The sequence below is a fragment of the Neorhizobium alkalisoli genome (assembly GCF_002968635.1).
Taxonomy (GTDB): Bacteria; Pseudomonadota; Alphaproteobacteria; order Rhizobiales; family Rhizobiaceae; genus Neorhizobium; species Neorhizobium alkalisoli.
In genome coordinates, this window is the sequence record NZ_PVBN01000012.1 from 93,813 (window position 1) to 116,348 (window position 22,536).

The 22,536-nt window shown below is 61.3% G+C and carries 17 protein-coding genes and 1 tRNA gene; 10 read left to right on the forward strand and 8 right to left on the reverse strand.

Annotated elements, in window-relative coordinates:
• The first annotated feature begins 101 nt into the window (after positions 1 to 101).
• Together C5L13_RS22870 and C5L13_RS22875 are read left to right on the forward strand one after the other, a co-directional pair.
• A complete protein-coding gene (locus C5L13_RS22870; protein ID WP_105385672.1) occupies positions 102 to 1,385 on the forward strand; it encodes a L,D-transpeptidase family protein in 1,284 nt (427 codons plus the stop codon).
• Positions 1,382 to 1,615, forward strand: a complete 234-nt coding sequence (locus C5L13_RS22875) for a sulfurtransferase TusA family protein (protein ID WP_105385576.1) — start codon at positions 1,382 to 1,384, stop codon at positions 1,613 to 1,615. Before C5L13_RS22870 ends, C5L13_RS22875 begins: the two co-directional genes overlap by 4 nt.
• A 4-nt stretch (positions 1,616 to 1,619) precedes the next feature.
• Here the strand turns inward: C5L13_RS22875 and C5L13_RS22880 are convergent, their stop codons facing one another.
• Together C5L13_RS22880 and C5L13_RS22885 are read right to left on the reverse strand one after the other, a co-directional pair.
• Positions 1,620 to 2,768: a CobW family GTP-binding protein gene (locus C5L13_RS22880; RefSeq protein ID WP_105385577.1), complete on the reverse strand. Its 1,149-nt coding sequence runs from the start codon at positions 2,766 to 2,768 to the stop codon at positions 1,620 to 1,622.
• Positions 2,769 to 2,783: 15 nt separating this feature from the next.
• Entirely contained in the window at positions 2,784 to 3,887 is a 1,104-nt protein-coding gene (locus C5L13_RS22885) for a D-alanyl-D-alanine carboxypeptidase family protein (protein WP_105385578.1), read from the reverse strand.
• Positions 3,888 to 4,038: 151 nt separating this feature from the next.
• Here C5L13_RS22885 and C5L13_RS22890 point away from each other — a divergent pair, with 151 nt between their 5' ends.
• The 3 genes from C5L13_RS22890 to C5L13_RS22900 all read left to right on the forward strand — a co-directional run bounded on the left by C5L13_RS22890 (position 4,039) and on the right by C5L13_RS22900 (position 6,299).
• On the forward strand, positions 4,039 to 5,202 hold the full coding sequence (locus C5L13_RS22890; RefSeq protein ID WP_105385579.1) for a M20 aminoacylase family protein: 1,164 nt from the start codon (positions 4,039 to 4,041) through the stop codon (positions 5,200 to 5,202).
• A 54-nt stretch (positions 5,203 to 5,256) separates the two neighbouring features.
• Positions 5,257 to 5,333, forward strand: a tRNA-Arg gene (locus tag C5L13_RS22895).
• 180 nt (positions 5,334 to 5,513) lie between these two features.
• Positions 5,514 to 6,299 carry a cell wall hydrolase gene (locus tag C5L13_RS22900; RefSeq protein WP_105385673.1) on the forward strand — a complete coding sequence of 262 codons (786 nt, stop codon included), beginning with the start codon at positions 5,514 to 5,516 and terminating at the stop codon, positions 6,297 to 6,299.
• A gap of 25 nt (positions 6,300 to 6,324) precedes the next feature.
• Here C5L13_RS22900 and C5L13_RS22905 read toward each other — a convergent pair whose 3' ends face one another.
• Positions 6,325 to 6,861: a DUF2937 family protein gene (locus C5L13_RS22905; RefSeq protein WP_105385580.1), complete on the reverse strand. Its 537-nt coding sequence runs from the start codon at positions 6,859 to 6,861 to the stop codon at positions 6,325 to 6,327.
• Between the two features lie 178 nt (positions 6,862 to 7,039).
• On the opposite strand from C5L13_RS22905, the gene C5L13_RS22910 reads away from it, so the two are divergent.
• Positions 7,040 to 7,570 carry a hypothetical protein gene (locus C5L13_RS22910; protein WP_158693511.1) on the forward strand — a complete coding sequence of 177 codons (531 nt, stop codon included), beginning with the start codon at positions 7,040 to 7,042 and terminating at the stop codon, positions 7,568 to 7,570.
• A gap of 6 nt (positions 7,571 to 7,576) precedes the next feature.
• Here C5L13_RS22910 and C5L13_RS22915 read toward each other — a convergent pair whose 3' ends face one another.
• Complete coding sequence (locus C5L13_RS22915) at positions 7,577 to 8,794, reverse strand: FAD-dependent oxidoreductase (RefSeq protein ID WP_105385582.1); 1,218 nt, start codon at positions 8,792 to 8,794, stop codon at positions 7,577 to 7,579.
• A 134-nt stretch (positions 8,795 to 8,928) separates the two neighbouring features.
• Here C5L13_RS22915 and dxr point away from each other — a divergent pair, with 134 nt between their 5' ends.
• Positions 8,929 to 10,116 carry a 1-deoxy-D-xylulose-5-phosphate reductoisomerase gene (gene dxr, locus C5L13_RS22920; protein ID WP_105385583.1) on the forward strand — a complete coding sequence of 396 codons (1,188 nt, stop codon included), beginning with the start codon at positions 8,929 to 8,931 and terminating at the stop codon, positions 10,114 to 10,116.
• A gap of 34 nt (positions 10,117 to 10,150) precedes the next feature.
• Here the strand turns inward: dxr and hemA are convergent, their stop codons facing one another.
• From hemA to C5L13_RS22940, 4 genes are all read right to left on the reverse strand, one after another.
• Positions 10,151 to 11,365, reverse strand: a complete 1,215-nt coding sequence (hemA, locus tag C5L13_RS22925; protein ID WP_105385584.1) for a 5-aminolevulinate synthase — start codon at positions 11,363 to 11,365, stop codon at positions 10,151 to 10,153.
• A gap of 222 nt (positions 11,366 to 11,587) precedes the next feature.
• Positions 11,588 to 12,385 (reverse strand): FAD binding domain-containing protein, encoded by a 798-nt coding sequence (locus C5L13_RS22930; RefSeq protein ID WP_105385585.1) that lies wholly within the window; start codon positions 12,383 to 12,385, stop codon positions 11,588 to 11,590.
• A 14-nt stretch (positions 12,386 to 12,399) separates the two neighbouring features.
• Complete coding sequence (locus C5L13_RS22935) at positions 12,400 to 14,745, reverse strand: xanthine dehydrogenase family protein molybdopterin-binding subunit (RefSeq protein ID WP_105385586.1); 2,346 nt, start codon at positions 14,743 to 14,745, stop codon at positions 12,400 to 12,402.
• Positions 14,746 to 14,863: 118 nt separating this feature from the next.
• Complete coding sequence (locus C5L13_RS22940; RefSeq protein ID WP_105385587.1) at positions 14,864 to 15,352, reverse strand: (2Fe-2S)-binding protein; 489 nt, start codon at positions 15,350 to 15,352, stop codon at positions 14,864 to 14,866.
• A gap of 289 nt (positions 15,353 to 15,641) precedes the next feature.
• Between C5L13_RS22940 and C5L13_RS22945 the strand changes: the two genes are divergently transcribed.
• The 3 genes from C5L13_RS22945 (at position 15,642) to C5L13_RS22955 (ending at position 22,527) form a co-directional block, all read left to right on the forward strand.
• Positions 15,642 to 15,902 carry a glycine zipper domain-containing protein gene (locus tag C5L13_RS22945; RefSeq protein ID WP_105385588.1) on the forward strand — a complete coding sequence of 87 codons (261 nt, stop codon included), beginning with the start codon at positions 15,642 to 15,644 and terminating at the stop codon, positions 15,900 to 15,902.
• Positions 15,903 to 16,084: 182 nt separating this feature from the next.
• Positions 16,085 to 18,007 (forward strand): autotransporter assembly complex protein TamA, encoded by a 1,923-nt coding sequence (locus C5L13_RS22950; protein ID WP_105385589.1) that lies wholly within the window; start codon positions 16,085 to 16,087, stop codon positions 18,005 to 18,007.
• Between the two features lie 29 nt (positions 18,008 to 18,036).
• Complete coding sequence (locus C5L13_RS22955) at positions 18,037 to 22,527, forward strand: translocation/assembly module TamB domain-containing protein (protein ID WP_105385590.1); 4,491 nt, start codon at positions 18,037 to 18,039, stop codon at positions 22,525 to 22,527.
• The last annotated feature ends 9 nt before the right edge of the window (positions 22,528 to 22,536 follow it).

A 22,536-nucleotide genomic window follows, 5' to 3' on the forward strand; every position in this document is an offset into this window, starting at 1 on the left:
AGGCGGATCGAAGCGGTTAAGAAGATGTAAAGCTTACCGCTTTATTGATCATAGCCAGTACCGAACCCGGTCAACGTTCCAAGTTCATGTGGTCCGTCTCGATGCGCCTGAAACACATCGCTCTCGCCCTTCTCGTCGCGACTGCCCTTACGGGCTGCAATGATACTCTCGATTCCGCAAGTATTGACCTCAAGAGCGTCAAGAACAAGGTCGAGCAGCCTCTGCCTTCCCGCATCGTTGCGGAAATGCAGAAGAAGAACATGCCGCGCACTTCGCCGATCATGATCCGCATCTTCAAGGAAGAAGGGGTGCTGGAGGTCTGGAAGGCGAAGGCCGACAATCGCTTCGACGTGATCGCCAGCTATCAGATCTGCGCCTGGTCCGGGAAGCTCGGTCCGAAAGTCAAGGAAGGCGATCGTCAGGCGCCCGAAGGTTTCTACAACCTGACGCCGGCGCACCTGAACCCGAACTCGAAATATTACCTCGCCATCAACACCGGATTTCCGAACCGCTACGACCAGGCAAACGGTCGCAGTGGCTCGGACCTGATGATCCACGGCGCCTGTTCGTCGTCCGGCTGCTATTCCATGACCGACGAGCAGGTTCTGGAAATCTACGCATTTGCCCGCGATGCGTTCAAGGGCGGCCAGACCTCGGTGCAGCTTCAGGCCTTCCCGTTCCGGATGACGGCGGAGAACATGGTGCGTCACCGCGACAATCCGAATTACGATTTCTGGAAGATGGTGAAGGCAGGCTACGACAATTTCGAAGTCACCAAGCGCCCGCCGGACGTCGCCGTCTGCGAAAAGAAATATGTGTTCAACCAGCAGCTCGATGGTAGCGGCAAGTTCGGCCCGGCTACCGCGGCCTGCCCGCCGATGTCCACACCGCCGGCACTTGCAAGCGCGTTGACATCCTACGGCAAGACCTACGAGGTAGCCTACCAGAAAGCCGTCGACAAATTCGAGGGCAAGGTCTGGTACGAACCGACCGAAGCCGAACGCAAGGCGGTGGTTGCCACCAAGCGCAAGGGCCGCGAACTGGCTTACGCGCCGACCGGCACCTCGCTCGAAGCCGGCAAGCTGATGAGCGAAGCAGAATTCAAGGAAATGATGGAAAAGAGGATGGCGGCGGCACAGCCGAAGCCTGCCAATACCGTGCTTGCTTCCGCCGCTCCTTCGCCGCGCGCTGCGACTGCTGCCGAACGCATGAAGCAGGATCGCCTGCCGGGCGACAATGCACCGGCCTCCACTGCGATCGTCGCTTCTGCTCAAGGCACGACGACCACGGTTCCGATTCCCGCACAGAACCCGCTTGCCTATGCGGCTCCGCCGATCACCGAAGAGAAGAAGAAGCCGTTCTGGAAGTTCTGGAGCAAGGAGTGAGTGTGGCGACCGAAGGCCTCTATGATTTGAGAGGCCTGAAGTGTCCCCTGCCCGTGCTGAAGACGCGGCGCCGGCTCAAGGGAATGCACAGCGGCGCCGAACTCATGATCGAGACCACGGACCCGCTGGCCGCGATCGACATCCCGCATTTCTGCAGCCAGGAAGGCCACCAGATCATCCTATCGGAAAAGACCGAAACCGGTCATCGCTTCCTGATCCGCAAGGGCTGACGCCCTACATGCGCAGGCCCGGCACGGCGAGCGGATTGTCTTCCAGCGCCGCACGGTCGGGGCGGTCGACACGCGGCTGGCCGGTGAAGGCGGCGAAGAGATCCGAGACGAAAGCCTCCGGCAACCCCTGCGTAATCAGCACCATCCGGGTGCGCCGGTCGGATCCCTCCGGCCATTTCGCCAGACGCTGTGGCGGGTGGAAAACGCTCTGCACTCCATGCAGCACGAGCGGCCGGTCCAGATTGTCAGACAGCGCCACGACCGCCTTCATCCGCAGCAATTTCTCCCCGTGCGCCGAACGCAGAAGGTCGGTGAACATCTCGATCGCCATCGGATCGATCGGCTTGTCGTGAACGATCGAAAACGAGCGGATGTCGTCACCGTGGCGGTTTACATCGTGGTGATGATGGTGATGACCGTGCCCTTGATGATCATCGTGATGGTGATCATGATGGCCGTCTGCGTGGCTGTCATTCGCCAGTTCGTCGCGCAGCCAGCGATCCACGTCGGCGATCTTCGTTGCCGGGTCGTAGAGGCCGTTCTCGAGGATCGCCGCCACGCCGGCTCCTTCGCTGTCGCCATCCATCATCGGCGCGCGCGGATTAAGCGTAGCCAGACGCGCCCTGAGAGCGCCGATCTGCGTCGCATCCGCCATGGAAAGTTTCGAAATGACCAGCCTATCCGCCACTGCGGCCTGCTTCACCGCCTCCGGATGACGGTCCAGCGTCGAAAGTCCGTTCACTGCATCGACCAGCGTCACGACGCCGTCGAGCTCGAAGTTCTGTGCTATGACCGGGTTGCCCATCACCGACTGCATGACCGGCGCCGGATCGGCAAGGCCGGTCGTCTCGATCACCACCCGGCGGATCGGCTTCAAACGGCCCGTCTGGATGCCGTCCATCATATATGCAAGCGTATCGACGAGTTCCCCCCGGACCGTGCAGCAGAGGCAACCGTTGGAAAGCTCCACCAGTGCGTCGCCAGACGCTTCGACGAGGAAATTGTCGATGCCGACCTCGCCGAATTCATTGATGATGACGGCCGTATCGCTGGTGCTCGGGTCCTTGAGGATGCGATTGAGAAGCGTCGACTTTCCGGCACCGAGAAAGCCGGTGAGGATGGAAACCGGGATTCGGTTGTGGATAGAAGACATGATCTATTCCAATGCTCAGAAAGTCGGGCGCGGCTGCGGGATCGGCACGTTCGCGATCTCGTTCGTGCCTGCGGTCGCGGCGACTGGCTCGCTCCCGGGAATAAGCCCTGCGAAGCTGTAGACCGGCGGCCGAGTCATCTCGTGGATATAAGGCGAATGCATTACCGTCCGGCCGGCGTCGTCGCGGTTCTCGCTGCGCACCTTGGCGGCCTTCGGGTTGCAGATCTCGGCGCTGACATCGTTGACCGCCGCCGTGTTGCCATAGGGGGCAAGCGACGAGAGCGGCACGCCGTCGGCGGACGAGGCCATGAGCCCTTGCTGCAGGAGGTTGGCAGAATCATCCGCACGCCCCGCGAGGCTGTCGGATCCGAGGACCACGGAGACCACCGTGCGGCCGTCGCGGGTCGCAGACGAGACCTGGTTGAAACCCGAGGCGCAGATGAAGCCGGTCTTCATGCCGTCGGCACCGTCGAACCGCCCGATCAGGGTATTGTAGTTCGGATAGTCCTTCTTGCCGGTGCTGATCCCTTCCAGGGAGAAATAGCCCTGATACTCCGGGAACTCGCGCTTCAGCTGAAGCGCCAGCACGGCAAGGTCGCGCGCGGTGGTATATTGCCCTTTGCCGGGCAAGCCGTGGGGATTGATGAAGCGGGTCGAGTTCATGCCGAGACGCGTCGCTTCGCTGTTCATCAGAGCGACGAACTGATCGACCGAACCGCCGACCGTTTCCGCAACCGAGACGGCGATGTCATTGGCCGATTTCACGAGCAGGATCTTGAGCGCGCTATCCATCGTGAGCTTGGAGCCGGGCTTGAAGTACATCTTGCTCGCCGGCTGGTCCGCAGCCTTCTTGCTCATGACAACAGGCGTATCCAGCGCGAGCTTTCCGCTCTTCAGCGCCTTGAAGGTGACATAGGCCGTCATCAGCTTGGTCAGCGATGCCGGATACCATTTCCGGAACGCGTCCTCATGGGCGATCACGCGGCCGGTGCGGACATCGACCACCATCTTCGGATTGGCCGCCGCACTGCCGGCAGAGGCAAGAAGGCCGAAGGCCACCACAGTTGAGATCGTCCGGGTGGAAAACCCGGAGCGGATGCGAGAAATCGGCAAGATCATCCCTCGTTCGAAACAGCTTAACGAGTGTGGCGCATATGCGGCCTATGTGGCCAAGCAATGGCAAAGAACATGGATTGCGTCAATCAGGATGGGCACTATCTTCGGGGGAGGACGATTCATATCCGCGTGAGTAACGAGAACAGGATACATTATGCCAATTTTGAACCGGGCCGCCGAACTTCAGGGCGAAGTCAGCGAGTGGCGACGATATCTTCACGAAAATCCTGAAATCCTTTACGAAGTCGAAAATACGGCGTCCTTCGTTGCCGCGAAACTGAAGGCATTCGGCGTCGACGAGATTGCGACGGGGATCGGACGTACCGGCGTCGTCGGCATCATCCGCGGCAAGGGCACCGAGGGCCGTACGATCGGACTGCGCGCCGACATGGATGCCCTGCCTCTTACCGAGCTGACCGACAGGCCATGGGCTTCGAAGGCTGCCGGCAAGATGCATGCCTGCGGCCACGACGGCCACATCTCCATGCTGCTCGGTGCGGCGAAATACCTCGCCGAGACCCGCAATTTCAACGGCACCGTCGCCTTGATCTTCCAGCCCGCCGAGGAAGGCGGCGCCGGCGCGCTGGCGATGATCGAGGATGGCATGATGGAACGCTTCGGCATCGAAGAAGTCTACGGAATGCACAACATGCCGGGCATTCCGCTCGGCCAGTTCGCTATCCGCAAGGGCGGCATCATGGCCGCTCCGGACCGCTTTACCATCACGATCAGCGGCCGAGGCGGCCACGCGGCCCAGCCTCACCGGACCGTCGACCCGATCTTCATCGGTTCGCAGCTCGTCGGCAGCCTGCAGGCAATTGCGGCGCGCAATGCCGACCCGGTCCGTTCGGTCGTCATTTCGGTGACCCGCTTCGACGCCGGCACGACCCACAACATCATTCCGGACCAGGCGACGCTGTGGGGCACGGTACGGACGCTCAGCGAAGAGATGCGTGATCTGGCCGAGACGCGAATCCGACAGATCGTCGATGGCATCGTCAGCGCTCATGGCGCGGAAGCGGTGATCGAATATGAGCGCAGGTGTCCCGTGACCGTCAACCACGACCAGGAAACCGAACATGCGATCCGGGTGGCGACCGAGGTGGTGGGAGCGTCCAACGTGGACGCGAATGTCGACCCGAGCATGGCGGGCGAAGATTTTGCCTTCATGCTGAAAAGCCGGCCGGGCGCCTTCATCTTCATCGGCAACGGAGATACGGCAGCACTCCACAACCCACGTTACGACTTCGACGACGAAGCGATCTCTTATGGCATTTCCTATTGGGTTCGGCTGGTCGAGCAGAGGCTGACGGAATGAGCAAGACAAAAGGCTTGGCTTAGCGCCTCACCTTTTGTATGGATTTCCTCACGTGGTCCCATAGCTCAGCAGGATAGAGCGCAGGATTCCTAATCCTGAGGCCGATGGTTCGAATCCATCTGGGATCACCATTTCATCACAATCGCCCATGCGATTCCGCGTTCCGCACCTCTCCGCTCATCACACCTTCCATAAGCGCAAGGATTTATTACCCTTTTCGGGGCCTATAGATTTGTCTTGATCGGACGCGGCGTTTGGGGCAAATCTTTCACGCCGAAATGATTTGTGAACATTCTATGGCGGGGACGCTCATGGCGGCTATTGAATACTCCCTTTTTCGAAGGGCGGTTTTCCTTACCGGGATCCTTCTTCTGGCGGGTTGCACCTCGTCCCAGACCACCTCGGCCATCAAGAGCGAGGGGGTCAAGACGTCCGCTCCCATTGGCAACATCCCGAAGAAACAGCTGTACAACTACACGGCGTCGGACCGCGAGTGCCTGAAACGCGCCATGTATTTCGAATCGAAGCGGTCGAGCCGGGACGGTTTGATGGCCGTCGGCACGGTGGTGATGAACCGGATGACGTCCGGAGCCTACCCCGGCACGATCTGCGGCGTCGTCGGCCAGGAACGGCAGTTCGCGCCGGGTGTGATGACGCGACCACTGAAAGAACAGGCGGCGGTCGAGCTGGATGAAGCCGCTGACGCCATCCTTCGGGGCGAGCGCAATCCTCAGGTGAAAGAGGCCATGTTCTTTCATCGCGCGGGTCTGAGATTTCCCTACGACAATATGCACTACGTCACCGTCGCCGGTGGCAACGCCTTCTACGAGAAACGCGGCGATGACGGCGAGCTGCAGACCCCCGCACCCAAGCCGGCGGATGAATATATCCTGAGCTTTGCGCCTCATCTTTCCACATCGCCGGCGCTTATGGCCGTCAACGACGTCCAGCAGGCGAGCGTTGTGGCAGAAGCGGACGATCTCCCGCTGCCGCTGCAGGCTCCCGTGCCGCTTCAGCGACCGCAGCTTGCCAGCCTTTCGAGCAGCCAAATGGTCATGGCGCCGCAAGTGTGGTCCCTTCCCGCGACACGGCGGTGATTCCGCGACCTTTCGCGCGATTAAGTCAAACCACCGCAGCCGGCCCTTGCGAAATCCGCTTCGGTCGCACCAACCGCACCGTGCCGCGACACATCGCACCGAACAGAGCTGCAATCAGCCAGCCGCAGAACAATCCCCCGCCAGCCCAGATCAAGCCTGCGAAGTCCACTGGCACCGCCGGCACAAAATCGCGCCAGGCATTGGCGAAGGTGGTGGAATCCGGGTGTCGTATAACCACCAGAGGCCTTCTGAGCGGCGCCGCGAGCAGAAGTTCCTGCCGCTGCTCTTCCAGCATCTCATAACGCGCGAAAGTACGGCGCATAGCTTCACCCTGACGCCGCAGGAATGTCTCCGGCGAAGCGGAATAGATGTTGAGCGCCGTTTGGCGATCCAGGCCGCTGTGATTGGCCTGGGCGTCGAACTCGGAAATCAGGATCTTGAGTTCGTCCAGCGCTCCTCCGATCCGTTGCCTATATTGCTGCGCGAATTCCGGCGCCTGCGAAAGGAAGATGCCGCCGAGGAGCGCCATCGCCATCGTAAACATTCTTCCGAGCATCAACATGATGGACCTCAAACCTCGCTTTCGTCTCAACGGGACACAGGTTGAAAGGTTGCTTTCGTGCCTGTGGACATCCTCCGCAGCCCGCCAGCCTCGGATTGCATGGAAGGTTAACCGATCATAAAAATCCTGCTGCCGCATGTGGGGTAGCGGCGAATTACTCGAGGGGCTTTCAATCAAAATGAAACTGCGTTTTTCCCGCGTGGCCGCACTGGGGGTGCTGGCCGTCATCGTAGCCGGTTGCACGACGACCGAAGAGGCCAACAAGGCGATCCAATCCAGGTGGATAGGTCAGCCGGTTGACTCCTTCTTCACCTACTACGGCCCACCCGTCTCTTCCTTTCCGCTGAACGACGGCGGAACGATCTATACCTGGGTCGGCGGTGAGACGACCCGCTATGTCCCGGCCCAATACCAGACGCCACAACCGGTCAACCAGGATGCCAACCGGGTTACGCGCACGACGACCGAGACGCACAGGAGGGCTGACGGAAGCACCGTCACGACCACCAAGAGCTCGTCCTTCGGCATTTCGGCTCAACCGGTCGCGCCACAGATGATATCGCCGGCCCGCACGGAAGACCTCTTCTGCGAATTGCAGATCACGACGGGTCCGGACAAGTCGATCCGCATGCTGCGCGCGACGAACGATACGGATGGCGAAGGCTTCAGCTTCTCACGCTGCGCCGAGGTCATGGGCGTCAAGAAGTAGGCTCTATCAGCGCGGCCGGACGTGTTCCATCCGAAAGCCGAGCCCGATCAGCCGGCCGGCAAGATGAGCGAGTACCGGCCAGCGCGCAATGCCGCGGATGAAGGCGGGCGGGCCTTGGCGTTTCTGCTCGACCGCCTGATCGCTGCGCCGGCTGCTGCGCATCATCAGCTGCAGTTTTTGCGTCGCCTTGGTGGGGAAGCTGCGGCGCTTCTCGACCGCCGCCAGATCTCCATCGGAAAGGCGGCCGTTGCGAAGCGGCTCGGACAGGATATTGGCGGCAGCGACCGCGTCCTGGATGGCCAGGTTGACGCCGACACCGCCGATCGGCGACATGGCATGAGCTGCATCGCCGATGCAGAGAAGGCCGGGACGCCACCACTGTTTCAGTCGATCGATCCGCACCGTAAGCAGGCTCGTGTCGTCGAAACTGCCGATTTCCCGCATTCGATCGGCCGGCAGCGGCGACACGTCGACCACCATCTGGCGGAAGGTCTCGAGCCCTCTCTCGCGGATTTCTGCAAAAGTGCCGCGGCGGATGACATATCCGCACTGCCAATAATCGCCGCGGTCGATCAGCACAAAACCCTGGCGCGGGCCGGCATGCCCCATTACCTCGTTCGGATCGCCCGGCTGCTTGGAAAGTTTCATCCAGATCACTTCGCTCGGCACGCCGAAATTCTCGACGGCAAGCCCGGCCTTTTCCCGCACCACTGAATTGCGGCCGTCCGCGCCGACGACCAGCTTCGAATGAATGTCGAACTTGCCTTCCGGCGTCTCGACTTCCAGGCCGACGACTTTGCCTCGCTCTTCCAGAAGATCCGTCACCTTCGCCTGCATGATCAGTCGGAAGTTCGGGAAGTGCTGCGCCTGGGCAGCCACGAAATTCAGGAAATCCCATTGCGGCATGAAGGCGATGAAGCGGTTCCTGACCGGCAGTCGGGAAAAATCGGCAATGGTGACCGTGAGTCCGCCCATTTCGGCGGAAAGCCTCGGCGCCCGCCTATGCGGGAGTTTCAGGAATTCCTCGATTATACCGAGCTCGTGCATGATCTCCAGCGTCGAGGGGTGGATGGTGTCGCCCCGGAAGTCGCGGAGAAAATCTGCGTGCTTTTCAACGACCGTGACGTCCACGCCGGCGCGCGCCAGAAGGAAACCCAGCATCAGTCCCGCAGGCCCTGCACCCGCAATGACGCATGCCGTCTGAATGTCTCGCATCTGGTTCATCGCCTTGTTTCGCCCGTGGACGTGGAAAGGATCAAGCTGCACTTGGTCGCAGCCGGACTTGAAATCAAGCCCGCTCTTGTGAGCCGCGACTTTCGCTTGTAGACCAGCGGCAGCTTCGTGAAACAGGAAAGATCATGGCCGAAACCGGCAAACGTCGCATCAGCATCCTCGGCTCTACCGGCTCGATCGGCGTCAACACGCTCGATGTGGTAAACCAGCTCGGCGGGCGCGACGCTTTTGAGGTCGTGGCCATTACCGGCAACGCCAATATCCAGCTTCTGGCCGAGCAGGCAAAAAGCTGCGGCGCAAAGCTTGCCGTGACGGCCGACGAAACACACTATGCTGCGCTGAAGGATGCGCTGGCCGGCAGCGGTATCGAGACTGCCGCGGGCCGGGAGGCTTTGATCGATGCCGGCGCACGCGATTCGGACTGGGTCATGGCCGCAATCGTCGGCACCGCCGGTCTTGCCCCGACGCTTGAGGCGGCAAAACGCGGCGCCGATATCGCTCTCGCCAACAAGGAATGTCTCGTCTCGGCCGGCGAGCTCTTCGTCAAGGCTGTAGCCGAGGGCGGCGGCCGGCTGATCCCGGTCGACAGCGAGCATAGCGCGATCTTCCAATCGCTGGAGGATGACCAGCACCATGCCGTCGAGCGCATCGTGTTGACGGCGTCCGGCGGCCCGTTCCGCACCTGGACGCGTGAACAGATGGCGGGCGTGACGGCCGAAGTTGCCCGCGCACATCCCAATTGGTCGATGGGCCTGAAAATCTCGATCGGCAGCGCCTCGATGTTCAACAAGGCGCTCGAGATGATCGAGGCGAAACATCTGTTCAACCTTCGCCCCGACCAGATCGAAGTGATCATCCATCCGCAGTCGGTAATCCACTCGATGGTGGGCTACACGGACGGCTCGGTACTCGCACAACTCGGCTGCCCCGACATGCGCACCGCGATTGGTTACGCCCTGACCTATCCCAACCGGCCGAGGCTGGATGTCGAGCGTCTGGACTTCGCCAAGCTGGCGCGGCTGGACTTCGAGGCTCCCGATGAGGTGAGGTTCCCGGCCTTGAGGCTTGCGCGGACGGCATTGGAGCGTGGCGGCGTCCAGGGAGCGGTGATGAACGCGGCGGAGGAAATCGCCTTCCACGCCTTCTGCGCGGGACGTATCGGTTTCCTGAGCATGGCCGACGTTGCCGAACAGGTGATGGATGCGATGGAGAACCATGGCGCGGCAAGCTCCATGGACGAGGTCTTTGCAGCCGACGACGCGGCGAGGCGCGGGGCCGGCGAAATCATCGCCCGAATGGAAATGGCCGCATAAGCGGCCATTTGTTCATCCAGGCTTTCAAATCGGGTCAGGCGACGTGGCGGGCCAGCGCACAGCGCGACCAGAGTTGGTGCAGCGAGCCCACCAGATGATCGATATCGGCGTCCGAATGCAGCGGAGTGGGCGTGATGCGCAGGCGTTCGGTCTTGCGCGGCACCGTCGGATAATTGATCGGCTGGACGTAGATGTCGCAGGTGTCGAGCAGGATATCCGAGATCCATTTGCACTTCGCAGCATCGCCGACCATGACCGGTACGATATGGCTCGGGTTGTGCATGTGCGGGATACCGCGCTGGTCGAGCAGCGTGCGCAGCTTGCGGACCCGGTCCTGATGGCGGACCCGTTCGAACGGGCTTGCCTTGAGATGCCGGATGGAGGCCAGCGCACCGGCTGCCAGCGTCGGCGGAAGCGCCGTCGTGAAGATGAAGCCGGAGGCAAAGGACCGGATGAAGTCGCAGAGCGCAGCCGATGCGGCGATATAACCGCCCATCACGCCGAACGCCTTGCCGAGCGTGCCTTCGATGACCGTCAGGCGATCCATCAAACCTTCGCGTTCGGCAATGCCACCGCCACGTGGGCCATACATGCCGACCGCATGCACCTCGTCGAGATAGGTCATCGCGCCGTATTTGTCGGCGAGATCGCAGATCTCCTTGATGGGGGAGATATCGCCGTCCATCGAGTAGACGGATTCGAAAGCGATCAGCTTCGGCGCATTGGGATCGGCGGCCGCCAGCTTGGCTTCGAGATCGTTGAGGTCATTGTGCTTCCAGATGACCCGTTCGCACTTGGCGTGACGGATGCCCTCGATCATCGAAGCATGGTTCAGCGCATCGGAAAAAATGATAAGACCCGGGATCTTCTGGCCCAGCGTGCCGAGCGTTGCCCAGTTCGACATATAGCCGGAATTGAAGATCAGGCCGGCTTCCTTGCCATGCAGGTCGGCAAGCTCCTGTTCGAGAAGAACATGGTAGTGGGTCGTGCCAGAGATATTCCGGGTGCCTCCCGCACCCGCGCCACAGTGATCGATCGCCTCTTTCATCGCTTCGATCACGGCTGGATGCTGGCCCATGCCGAGATAGTCGTTGGAACACCAGACCGTAACTTCGCGTGGTCCGGCGGGAGTGTGACGCGTCGCGCGCGGGAAATTACCGCGATGCCGTTCGAGATCGGCGAACACGCGGTATCGTCCTTCCGTATGAAGGCCGTCCAGCTCGCTCTTGAAAAATGCCTCGAAATCCATGTCTCACTCCAGAACCTGCCTTGGTTTTGATTTCAGCCGCGCTTTTCGTCAACCCCGCGAAACGCGAATAAAACCCACCTGCGGCAAAAAGGCTCGCTTTTTTGAATTATTCCAATGAAAACCTAAGCCATATCGAAAATGTGATAATTGATCCACGTCAAGTAACGAGGAGAAGAGCGGAATTGCCTCTTCTCCTCGTCCATTTTCTCGCCTCGATTCGCCTCAGCCGGCTGCAGCGACGGCCCGCTTTGCCATGACTTTCACGAGGTTTGCCCGGTATTCCGCATTCGCATGCAGATCCGACAGGAGACTGGACGGATCGACGGAAACGTTCGCCAATGCGTCGGCCGACCAGCTGGAAGTCAGCGCCTGTTCGAAACCCGGATGGCGAAATACCCCGTCCGAACCTGCGCCGGTGACCGCCACGCGCACGCCTGAAACCGTCTTCGCGACGAACACGCCGGTCATCGCAAACCGCGAGGCCGGGTTGTTGAACTTGGCATAACCCGCCTTTTCCGGAGCTTCGAATGTCACGGCGGTCACCATCTCTTCTTCCTCCAACGCCGTCTCGAAGAGGCCGACGAAGAAGTCGTCGGCGGAGATCGAGCGGCGGTCGGTGACGATGGTGGCGCCGAGCCCAAGCAGACCGGCCGGATAGTCAGCAGCCGGATCGTTGTTGGCAATCGAGCCGCCGATCGTCCCCATCTGGCGAACATGCGGATCGCCGATATGGCTGGCGAGATCGCAAATCGCAGGGCATAGCGCCCGAAGTTCCCGTGAAGCGGCGACATCCGCGTGCGGCGTCGCGGCCCCGATCTTCACCCGGCGGCCTTCGATTGAAATCCCGCGGAGCGCCGGTATGTGCCGAAGGTCGACCAGATCGCTCGGCGCGGCGAGGCGCTGCTTCATGGTCGAGATCAGCGTCATGCCGCCGGAAAGGTATTTGCCTTCCTCATGAGCGGATCGAAGCTGGACGGCTTCTTCCACGGAAGAGGCGCGATGATAGCTGGTTGCATACATATCTCTCTTCCTCCTCAGTGAGCCGCGTGGATAGCCTGCCAGACCTTCATCGAGGTGGCGGGCATCGTAAGCCTGTTGGTACCGATCGCATCCGTGATCGCGTTGATCAGGGCCGGCGGGGAGCCGATTGCACCGGCCTCGCCGCAGCCCTTGATGCCGAGCGGATTGCTGGGGCATGGCGTGTTCTGGTGCGACAGTTTGAACGACGGCAGGTCGTCGGCCCGCGGCATGGCGTAGTCCATGAAACTCGCCGTCAGGAGCTGGCCGTTCTCGTCGTAATGGACGGCCTCGAGCAGCGCCTGGCCGATCCCCTGCGCCAGCCCGCCATGCACCTGTCCCTCGACGATCAGCGGATTGATGATGTTGCCGAAGTCGTCCGCCGCCACGAACTGGATGATATCCGTTTCGCCGGTTTCCGGATCCACTTCCACCTCCGCAATGTAGCAGCCGGCCGGGAAGGTGAAGTTGGACGGATCGTAGAAGGCCGTCTCCTTCAATCCCGGCTCCATGCCGGATGGCAGATTGTGTGCGGTATAGGAGGCGAGCGCCACCTGGAACCACGGCACCGCCTTGTCGGTGCCTGCGACCTTCAGTTCGCCGTTCTCGATGACGATATCCTCCTCGGACGCCTCCATCAGATGCGCGGCGATCTTCTTCGCCTTCGCCTCGACCTTGTCGAGCGCCTTGACGATCGCCGACATGCCGACCGCGCCGGAGCGCGAGCCATAGGTGCCCATGCCCATCTGCACCTTGTCCGTGTCTCCATGGACAATGTTGATGCTCTCGATCGGCACGCCGAGACGACCGGCCACAAGCTGCGCGAAGGTCGTCTCATGGCCCTGGCCGTGGCTGTGCGACCCTGTCAGCACCTCGATGGTGCCGACGGCGTTAACCCGCACTTCCGCCGATTCCCAGAGACCCACGCCGGCCCCGAGCGAACCGACCGCAGCCGACGGGGCGATGCCGCAAGCCTCGATATAGCAGCTCATGCCGATGCCGCGTTTCTTGCCGCGCGCTTCGGAGCCGGACCGCCGCGCGGCGAACCCATTCCAGTCGGCCGCCTGCATGGCCGCATCGAGCGAGGCTTCATAATTGCCCGCGTCGTAGTTCATGATGACGGGCGTCTGGTAGGGGAAGGAGCGGATGAAGTTCTTCCGCCGGAGCTCGGCCGGCGACAGACCGAGTTCGCGCGCCGCCGTTTCGATGGTGCGCTCGAGCAGATACGTGGCTTCGGGACGGCCCGCACCACGATAAGCGTCCACCGGCACGGTATTGGTGTAGACGGTGCGCACATTGGCGTGGATCGTCGGGATCGCGTACTGACCCGACAGCAGCGTCGCATAGAGATAGGTCGGAACGGCCGATGAGAAGAGCGACATATAGGCGCCGAGATTGGCGATGGTATCGACCTTCAGCGCGGTGATCCGGTGATCCGCATCGAAAGCCATCCTGACCTTGGAGATATGGTCACGGCCATGGGCATCGGTCAGGAAGGCCTCGGTGCGGTCGGAGGTCCATTTTACCGGCACGTTTGTCTTCTTGGACGCCCAGAGACAGACGATTTCTTCCGGATAGATGTAAATCTTGGAGCCGAAGCCGCCGCCGACATCCGGTGCGATGACGCGCAGCTTGTTTTCCGGAGCGACATTGTAAAAGGCACTCATCACCAGGCGCGCCACATGCGGATTCTGACTGGTGGTGTAGCAGGTATAGTGGTCCTCGGCCGAATCGTAGATGCCGAGTGTCGCGCGGGGCTCCATCGGGTTCGGCGAAAGGCGGTTGTTGACGATGTCGATCTCGGTCACATGCGCAGCCGAAGCGATTGCCCTGTCTGCGGCATCGGGATCGCCGATCTGCCAGTCGAAGATCAGATTGCCTGGCGCTTCGGGATGAAGTTGAGGCGCGCCTGCCCGCATGGCGGCGGTAACGTCCGCCACCGCAGGCAGAACTTCGTAGTCGATGACGACGGCCTCGGCCGCATCCCTCGCCTCGCCGGAGGTGTCCGCCACCACGATCGCAATGGCATCGCCCACATAACGCACCGTATCGACGGCCAGCGGGCGCCACGCGCCCATCTTCATCGGTGACCCGTCCTTCGAATGGATCATCCAGCCGCAGATGAGATTGCCGATGCCGTCGGCCTGGAGCTCCTTGCCGTCGAGCACATCAATGACCCCGGGCATGGATTTCGCAGCACTGAGGTCGATGTTCACGATCTTGGCATGCGCGTGCGGGCTGCGAACGAAATACGCATATTTCATTCCCGGAACAGTCATATCGTCCGTATAGCGGCCCTTGCCGGTCAGGAAGCGCTTGTCCTCCTTGCGGGTAACACGTGCTCCGATTCCTTCAACACCCATTTTCATCTCCTCCAGAAATGAATGAATAGCGAATTAGCAACTTGTCGCGTGAAGGAGTGCGAACGGCGCTGCCCCTGAAGAAGCAGGAAGCCGCGATCGCCACCCCGATCTGCCGTAGTTATTCCGCGGCTTGTCGACCCGATGCCATTTCGGCATCGGCGGCCAGAATGGCCTTGACGATGTTGTGGTAGCCGGTGCACCGACAGATATTGCCGTCGAGCTCGGTCCGGACCTTCTCTTCCGTCAGGCTGCCGCCGTGACGATTTATCATGTCGACCGCGGTCATCACCATGCCGGGCGTGCAAAAACCGCACTGCAGCCCATGATGTTCCTTGAACGCCGCCTGTACCGGGTGCAATTCGCCTTGACTGGCGAGACCTTCGATCGTTGTGATCGCGGAGCCGGAAGCCTGCACGGCCAGGATGGAACAGCTTTTGACTGAGCGGCCATCCATATGGATGACGCAAGCACCGCACTGGGTCGTGTCGCATCCCACATGCGTTCCGGTCAAACCAAGCTTTTCGCGGATGAAATGCACGAGCAGCGTGCGGTCTTCGCACTCGCCGCTCATCGTGCGGCCATTCACGGTCAGCGTCACTTTCGTCATCGATTTCCTCCTCGCATCCCTCCCGGACACGCACATCATCATTTGCTCTTTTGGCGAGAGGATCAACTGCTACTTTCCACGGGATCGGCAATTATTTGATCGCGGATTTCGCAAGATGACACCGGGTAAGCACCAGCGAAGCAACGAAAAAATCGGGAACCCGAACAAGCACCGGTATGGACTCCTGCGCGCCCCGGTTTATTGTTCCCACCGACGGCTGCCGGAGATTGATCGGCCCAGATGCCGCAAGCCTGCCGACAGCCGGACCATAGGAAACAAGGAGGAAGTCATGAAAAAGGCCATGGTGCTTTTGATGGTGGGCATCTCGCTCGCAAGCTGCACTGCCACCGAACAAGGAGCCGGCATCGGGGCCGCATCCGGGGCGGTAATCGGCGGCCTCGCGACCGGCAACGTACGTGGCGCTGCTGTCGGGGCCGCAATCGGCGGCGTTTCAGGCGCGCTCATCGGTTCGGTCGCCGAACAACCGGGTCAGTGCTACTACCGCGACCGGTATGGCCGACGCTATATCGATAGCTGCCCGCGCCGCTAATGAACCAGCGCCCGCAGAAGGCAAGGCTGTGGCCCCGGAGCAATTTCCGGGGCTTATTCTTTCATGAAATCATCGCGAAAGGCAGACAAGGGGTACCCCGTCTCCACTTTTGCGGTTAGATAGGTTTCTTTGTTGGAGGCTATGATGGCCTCCGGCCGGGGAAGCGACAGTTAAATTTGCGTATGCGGAACAACGGCACTGGGCGGATAAAAGACCCGAGGGTGAAAGCAGCAGGCATCGTCGTGCTAGCGGCCGCCCTCCTGTTCTATCCGCCACTTGCCAGCAACGCATACGCATTCAAGATTTTCGGTATAACGCTCTTTGGCGACAACGAGGATACGGTCGAAGTCATCGATCCCGTTCGTTACGACGTGACGCTCCAGACCGGGGACGCCGACAAGGACCTCAAGGGGCGGCTTGAAAGCGCTGCCTCGCTCGTCACGGATGAGAAACAGCCGGTTTCGGGCGATCTGGGCGTCGTCATCAAGGCGCGCGAGGATCGCAAACGCCTGATTGCAGTGCTCTTCGAAGAGGCCCGCTACGGCGGCATCGTGCAGATTTCCGTCGCCGGCACCGATATCGATCGTTTGCCTCCCAACCCCACCTTTGATCACTCCGCACCGGTTCCCGTCACGGTGAGTATCGTTCCCGGCCCTGTATTCAAACTCGGATCGGTCCGCTTCGAGGGCGATGCCGCAGGCCGCGATCCAGAACAATACGATCTTGTTCCGGGCGGAGAAGCCGGCTCGCGCCTTGTCCTCAGAGCCGGTGAGCGGCTTCTTGTGGACCTGAAAGACGAAGGGCGCCCGCTCGCCAAACTCACCGAGCGCAAGGTAACGGCCGACCACAGGACAAACACGATAGACGTGGTGATGGGCGCCGTCGGCGGACCTGTCGCCCCTTTTGGCGAAGTCGCCGTCAAGGGATCGAGAACCGTCGATGCCGCCTTCATCAGCCGCTATTCACGGCTCGACAAGGGTGAACGTTACTCGCCAGAACAGTTGAAAAAGGCTTCCGAGCGGCTGCGCGAGCTCGGCGTCTTTTCGAGCGTGACCATCCGCGAAGCCGACGCGTTGGCGCCGGACGGTTCACTGCCGCTGACCATCGAAATCTCCGAGGGCAAGCACCGCTATTTTGGCTTCGGCGCCGAATATTCCTCGATCGACGGCGCAGGCCTTGAAGGTTACTGGGGGCATCGCAACCTGTTCGGCGAAGCGGAATCGCTGCGCATCGAGGGGTCTGTCTCCGGAATCGGCGCAACGACCGACGTCAGCACTTTCAACTATTCGGCCGGCATCATCTTCACCAAACCCGGCGCTTTCGTGCCGGAAGCCACTTTTGAATCCCGCCTGGAAGCCAAGAGCGAGACGCCCGATGTCTACGAGGCGCAATCTGTCATCTATTCGGCCACCATCGCCTACGAACTCAACAAGACGGACAAGCTGACCGGCGGTGGCGAGGTGGCCTGGATCAATACCGACGACGCCTTTGGCAAGAACCAGTATGTCACCCTCAGCGTCCCGCTCGGCTTTGAACGCGACACTCGCGACAACAAGCTCGATCCGACTGAAGGCTATCACGCCACGCTGGCGGCGAAGCCCAGCTACGAAGTTCTGGACGGAACCATCTTCTCCTCCTTCGAAGGTTCTATCTCCGGTTATCTGGGCTTCGGGGAAGAGGACGGCATCGTGCTTGCGGGGCGCCTGGCCGCCGGAACGCTTGTCGGCGGAGACGGTCTTGAAACTATTCCCGCGACACGCAGATTCTTCGCCGGAGGCGGAGGATCGGTGCGCGGCTATGCCTATCGGGAAATCTCGCCCTACAACGGCGCCGGCGAGGCAACCGGCGGGCGATCTTATGCACTTGGATCTTTCGAAGTGAGGGTAAAAGTGTCAGAGAAGGTAGGCATCGTACCTTTTATCGACGTCGGCACGGTTTCGACCGGAATCGTGCCTGATTTTTCTGATATCCGTGCTGGTGCAGGGATCGGCGTAAGATATGCCACGCCTTTCGGGTCGCTTCGGTTGGACGTTGCAGTTCCCCTGCAACGATATGACGGCGGCAGCCAATACGGTATCTATGCAGGCATCGGACAGGCATTCTGAGAGGCTCTTTGAAAGGTGAAGTTGCGGGCATGACGCTGATGGTTCGCCTGTTGAAATGGATCTTGAAGGCTGCGCTTGGCGCGGTCGCGATCCTGTTCGTCATGGCCTTGGGCGTCGTCCTGTTTGTTGCATTGACCCCGATGGGCGGACGTGTGGCAGCCGACCGCATTTCCTCGATCGTCTCCACCCCTGACCGGGAGATCACTTTTTCCCGGCCGGAGGGTCTGCTTACGGGCAATTTGCGGCTCGATACGATCACGCTTTCGGATGATGCCGGCCCCTATGCTCAGATCGGCGGAATAAACGTCGACTGGTCGCCGACGGCACTGGTCACCGGCGTTTTCCGTGCCGACCGTGTCTCCGCGGAAACAGTCAATCTGATCAGGCCGCCGAGGCCATCGAGGGCGGTGACCCAACCGGCCTCTGGTTCATCCCGTTCGCCGTTGCCGGTAGGGGTTCGGGTTGCGCAGATCGACTTGCCCGACATCAATCTCTCGCAAGCGCTTTCGGGCCGGGATTTTTCCCTCTCGGTCAAAGGCTCTATCGACGCCACCGGACCGGATATCTCCCTTGATCTGCAGGCGACCCGCAAGGATGAGCCGGATGCCAAGGCCTTTGCCGATGTAGTCTATGCACCGTCGGAAAACCGCCTGACGCTGAAGGCGTCTGTCACGGAACCGCAAGGCGGCTTGCTCGCCCGTCTCCTGCGTCTTCCGGGGGCGCCGGCTGTGCAGCTGGCACTGGACGGCGAAGGTCCCCTTTCCGATTGGGCCGGCAAGCTGCAGGGTAGTGTCGCCGGGGTACCGGTGATCGCGGTCGATGGCAGGCACAAGCTGGTTGAAAACGGCCGGCACAGAATGGAAATCACCGGCGGTGGTCAGCTTGCGACCCTTTTGCCTCCTGCATTTCGCCAATTGTTCGGCGGGACAACCGACATCAATATTGCCGCCATCTACGCCCCATCGGGCCGCGTGGATATCGAGCGGGGCGACCTGACGTCCGGAACGGTCAAGATGACGGCCAAGGGCGCCTGGGACCCGGCAGGTGACAACAGCCTGACCGCGAGCCTTGTCGGCGTGAACGGTCCTGCTGATTTTGTGTGGCCGATCAACGGTGAAGAAAGCCGGTTCTCTTTCGAAAGCATAAACTTCACGCTGACGGGCGCGGCCTCTTCCGCACGCTTCAATGCGACGGCGGCCTTGAGCGCTGCGGAATTGCCGCAGGGTCGCTTCGGGCAGATCCGCCTGCAGGCCGAAAGTGAAGATCTCGACCTTGTCGGACGCTCGGGCAGCGTCCGCAGCCGCCTGACGGTTGCGCGCACGGACTTTACGAGCGACGATCTGGATCGCGTCGTTCGCGGGCCCCTGACGCTCGATGCTCCCTTGCGCCTTGCTCCGCCGGCGATCGGTCTTGATGCCGCGACCTTCGACAGCGCCAACGTCAACGGTACGCTTTCCGGTGCCTACGACACCTCCAAGCAGGCCGTGACCGGCAACTTCCGCATTTTCGCCAATCCGGCGGTCTTGCCGCCGTCCCTGGTGTCCAAATTCGAAGGAAAGCTGTCCGCCGAAGGTTATGTCAATGTCGTCAGCGGCGGCCGCGTGAGCCTTGAAAACTTCGTGATGCGATCGAATGCGGTCGAGGCGCATGGCAACATGCTGCTGGAAAACCGGAAGATCTCCGGCCGGCTTGCCGGCCGTGTGCCGGACCTGCGGCGCTGGCTGCCGGAGGCCGAAGGTGCTGCAGGTTTCGACATTGCCGCCAATGGCCCGCTGAGTGCCATGGCCGTGAAGGCCATCGTCAACTCCGCGGAAGCGCGCCTTGTCGGCCGCAAGCTTCAGGACATGAGTTTTATCTTCGACGGCACCGTCGACCCCAACGCGCCGAAGGGGAAGCTGACGGCTACCGGTTCGCTCGACAGCCAGCCGATCCGGGTCAACGCCGACATCGCTTCGGCGGAGGGACGTACGAGCGCGCAGGCCATCAATGCTGAGGTAGGGCCAAACAAGCTCACGGGCGCCTTGAACTTCTCGCAAGGCTTCCTGCCGGAAGGCAAGCTCACGTTCGATTTCCCGGATATTGCGCTGCTTGCCGCACTCGCCGCCCAGCAGGCTCAGGGCGATCTTCGTGGCACCATTCTCTTCAGCAATACGGACAATCGCGCCGGCGCCGTGATCCGGGCATCCGGCAGCGGGCTTCGTCGCGGCTCGCTCCAGATTTCTCAGCCGAATATCGATCTGGCCATCCCGGACATCAAGGCGATCGCCGCGGAAGGTACTGTTCGAGCCACCCGCCTTGGCGCCGGTTCAGTCGGCGTGGACGACATCAATCTCGATGTCCGCCACGGCGACAACAAGACGAGCTTCAATCTCGCCGCCCGATACGACAATGCGCCACTCGCTGCCGTTGGAGATATCCAGACCGGGAAGGACATCTCGGTCGGCATCGAGAGCTTCACGGCCGCTCCGCGCAATATCCCGATCCGGCTCGAGCAGCCGACCCGCATCGCAATCGCAAACGGAAGTGCAAACCTCGCCGCATTGACCCTCGCGACCGGCAGCGGCAGCGTTACTGTCAACGGCAGTGCCGGTTCCGTGCTGGACCTGACGGCCAACATCAAGGCTCTGCCCGCAAGCCTGCTGAATACGTTCGTACCGACGATCAATGCTGCGGGAGTGATTTCCGGCACCATCAACGCGACCGGATCCACGTCGGCCCCGGCCATCCGTTATGATTTGGAATGGAGTGATGCACAGCTTCGCCAGACGCGCGACGCTGGCATCAGTCCATTTCGCGTGGCAGCCAGTGGAAGCTTCGCTAACGGGACAGTCACGCTAGACGCGACCCGCCTGACCGGCTCCGGCGGCCTCGATCTCTCCGCCACCGGCCGTGTCCTTCTTCAAAATGGCGTCCCTGCCCTCGATATAAATGCTCGAGCCAACGCCGTACCTGCGGAACTCTTCAACGCCTTTGCGCCCGGCCTCGGCGCCCGCGGAACGATTTCCGGCACCGTCACGGCAACCGGTACGCCCGAGGCTCCGGCCGTCCGCTACGACCTCCGCTGGGCCAGGGCCGGCGTAAGCCAGACCGCCTCGGCTGGCTTGGCGTCAGTTGACGTCACCGCCTCGGGCACATTCGAAAAGGGCACCGTGACGCTGGATACCCGTCTTTCCGGCGGAGGCGGCATATCGCTTTCGGGAGGCGGCTCCGTTTCGCTGTCCGGCGAAAAGCCGCTGAACCTCAAGTTCAACGGGCGGCTGCCTTTCTCCATCCTTTCCGGACAGCTCGCCGCCCAGGGTTTCGTGCTTGAGGGCACCGGCAACGTCGATGTGGCGGTTGGCGGCACCGCGGCAGCCCCGAAGATCACCGGCACGGCGACCGCGTCCGGGGCGCGGTTCGTCGATGTGCAACATAATCTTGCCATCACCGACCTTGCCGCCAATGTCTCGTTTGACGGCACCAAAGCCAATATCTCGCGCCTGTCCGGCAAGCTCTCGGGAGGAGGAACGATATCGGCGGAGGGTTCTGTCGGTATCGCACCCGGTTCCGGCTTTCCAGCCGATTTGAGAATTACCCTGGCGCAGGCGACCTATGCCGATGGGACATTGTTTGCGGCAACAGCAGACGGCACCCTGACCGTCACCGGCCCCCTCACGTCCGGCCCTGTTCTCGGAGGCAAGGTTACTTTGACCAAGGCGTCGATCACAGTACCCGCCAAACTGCCCACCTCGCTTGCCGAAGTCGATATCCGTCACCGCAATGCCCCGCCGGACGTTCTGAGACAAATGGAGAAACTGCGTCCGAAGGATGCGACAGGCAGTTCGAATCCGATCCAATTGAACCTCCAGATCAGCGCGCCGAATGGCATATTCGTCCGTGGCAGGGGGATCGACGCAGAGCTTGGCGGTGACCTCACCGTCACGGGCACCGCCATAGCGCCCATCGTGTCCGGCGGCTTCGAGATGCGTCGCGGCCGGATCGTCATCCTGGCCAAGCGGCTCGATTTCACCGACGGTGACATCACATTCGGCGGGGGTTTGATTCCGGTTCTCAACATGGAGGCAAACACGACGTCCTCCCAGACGACGATCACGGTAAAGGTCACCGGCGTGGCGAACGACCCGACCATCACCTTCTCGTCCGCCCCGGCCCTCCCACAGGACGAAGTGCTGGCCCGGCTGATCTTCGGACAATCCATGTCGCGGCTTTCACCGTTGCAGATCGCCCAGCTGGCCGATGCCGTCACGCAGCTTGCCGGCGGCGGATCCACGTCCCTCCTCGACACTCTGCGCAGCAACCTCGGGGTTGACGACCTGGACATCAATACCGACGAGACGGGTCAGACCACTGTTTCCGTCGGCCGTTACATCAACAACCGGACCTATGTGCAGATCGAACAAGGCGGATCGGGCGGGGCCCAGGCCACGATCAACCTCGATATCGGCCGGGGCGTGAAGCTGAAGGCTGGCGCTGGCACCGAAGGCGGCAAAGCCGGCATCTTCTACGAGCACGAATACTGACCTCATTCA

Excerpts from the sequence above, each read along its gene's own strand:
- C5L13_RS22870 (WP_105385672.1), top strand. The coding sequence starts at position 102 with ATGCGCCTGAAACACATCGCTCTCGCCCTTCTCGTCGCGACTGCCCTT.
- C5L13_RS22910 (WP_158693511.1), top strand. The coding sequence starts at position 7,040 with ATGAAACTGCGTTTTTCCCGCGTGGCCGCACTGGGGGTGCTGGCCGTC.
- C5L13_RS22950 (WP_105385589.1), top strand. The coding sequence starts at position 16,085 with ATGCGGAACAACGGCACTGGGCGGATAAAAGACCCGAGGGTGAAAGCA.
- C5L13_RS22945 (WP_105385588.1), top strand. The coding sequence starts at position 15,642 with ATGAAAAAGGCCATGGTGCTTTTGATGGTGGGCATCTCGCTCGCAAGC.
- C5L13_RS22885 (WP_105385578.1), bottom strand. The coding sequence starts at position 3,887 with ATGATCTTGCCGATTTCTCGCATCCGCTCCGGGTTTTCCACCCGGACG.
- C5L13_RS22900 (WP_105385673.1), top strand. The coding sequence starts at position 5,514 with ATGGCGGCTATTGAATACTCCCTTTTTCGAAGGGCGGTTTTCCTTACC.
- C5L13_RS22915 (WP_105385582.1), bottom strand. The coding sequence starts at position 8,794 with ATGAACCAGATGCGAGACATTCAGACGGCATGCGTCATTGCGGGTGCA.
- C5L13_RS22930 (WP_105385585.1), bottom strand. The coding sequence starts at position 12,385 with ATGTATGCAACCAGCTATCATCGCGCCTCTTCCGTGGAAGAAGCCGTC.
- C5L13_RS22880 (WP_105385577.1), bottom strand. The coding sequence starts at position 2,768 with ATGTCTTCTATCCACAACCGAATCCCGGTTTCCATCCTCACCGGCTTT.
- C5L13_RS22940 (WP_105385587.1), bottom strand. The coding sequence starts at position 15,352 with ATGACGAAAGTGACGCTGACCGTGAATGGCCGCACGATGAGCGGCGAG.
- C5L13_RS22905 (WP_105385580.1), bottom strand. The coding sequence starts at position 6,861 with ATGTTGATGCTCGGAAGAATGTTTACGATGGCGATGGCGCTCCTCGGC.
- C5L13_RS22890 (WP_105385579.1), top strand. The coding sequence starts at position 4,039 with ATGCCAATTTTGAACCGGGCCGCCGAACTTCAGGGCGAAGTCAGCGAG.
- C5L13_RS22955 (WP_105385590.1), top strand. The coding sequence starts at position 18,037 with ATGACGCTGATGGTTCGCCTGTTGAAATGGATCTTGAAGGCTGCGCTT.
- hemA (WP_105385584.1), bottom strand. The coding sequence starts at position 11,365 with ATGGATTTCGAGGCATTTTTCAAGAGCGAGCTGGACGGCCTTCATACG.
- dxr (WP_105385583.1), top strand. The coding sequence starts at position 8,929 with ATGGCCGAAACCGGCAAACGTCGCATCAGCATCCTCGGCTCTACCGGC.
- C5L13_RS22935 (WP_105385586.1), bottom strand. The coding sequence starts at position 14,745 with ATGGGTGTTGAAGGAATCGGAGCACGTGTTACCCGCAAGGAGGACAAG.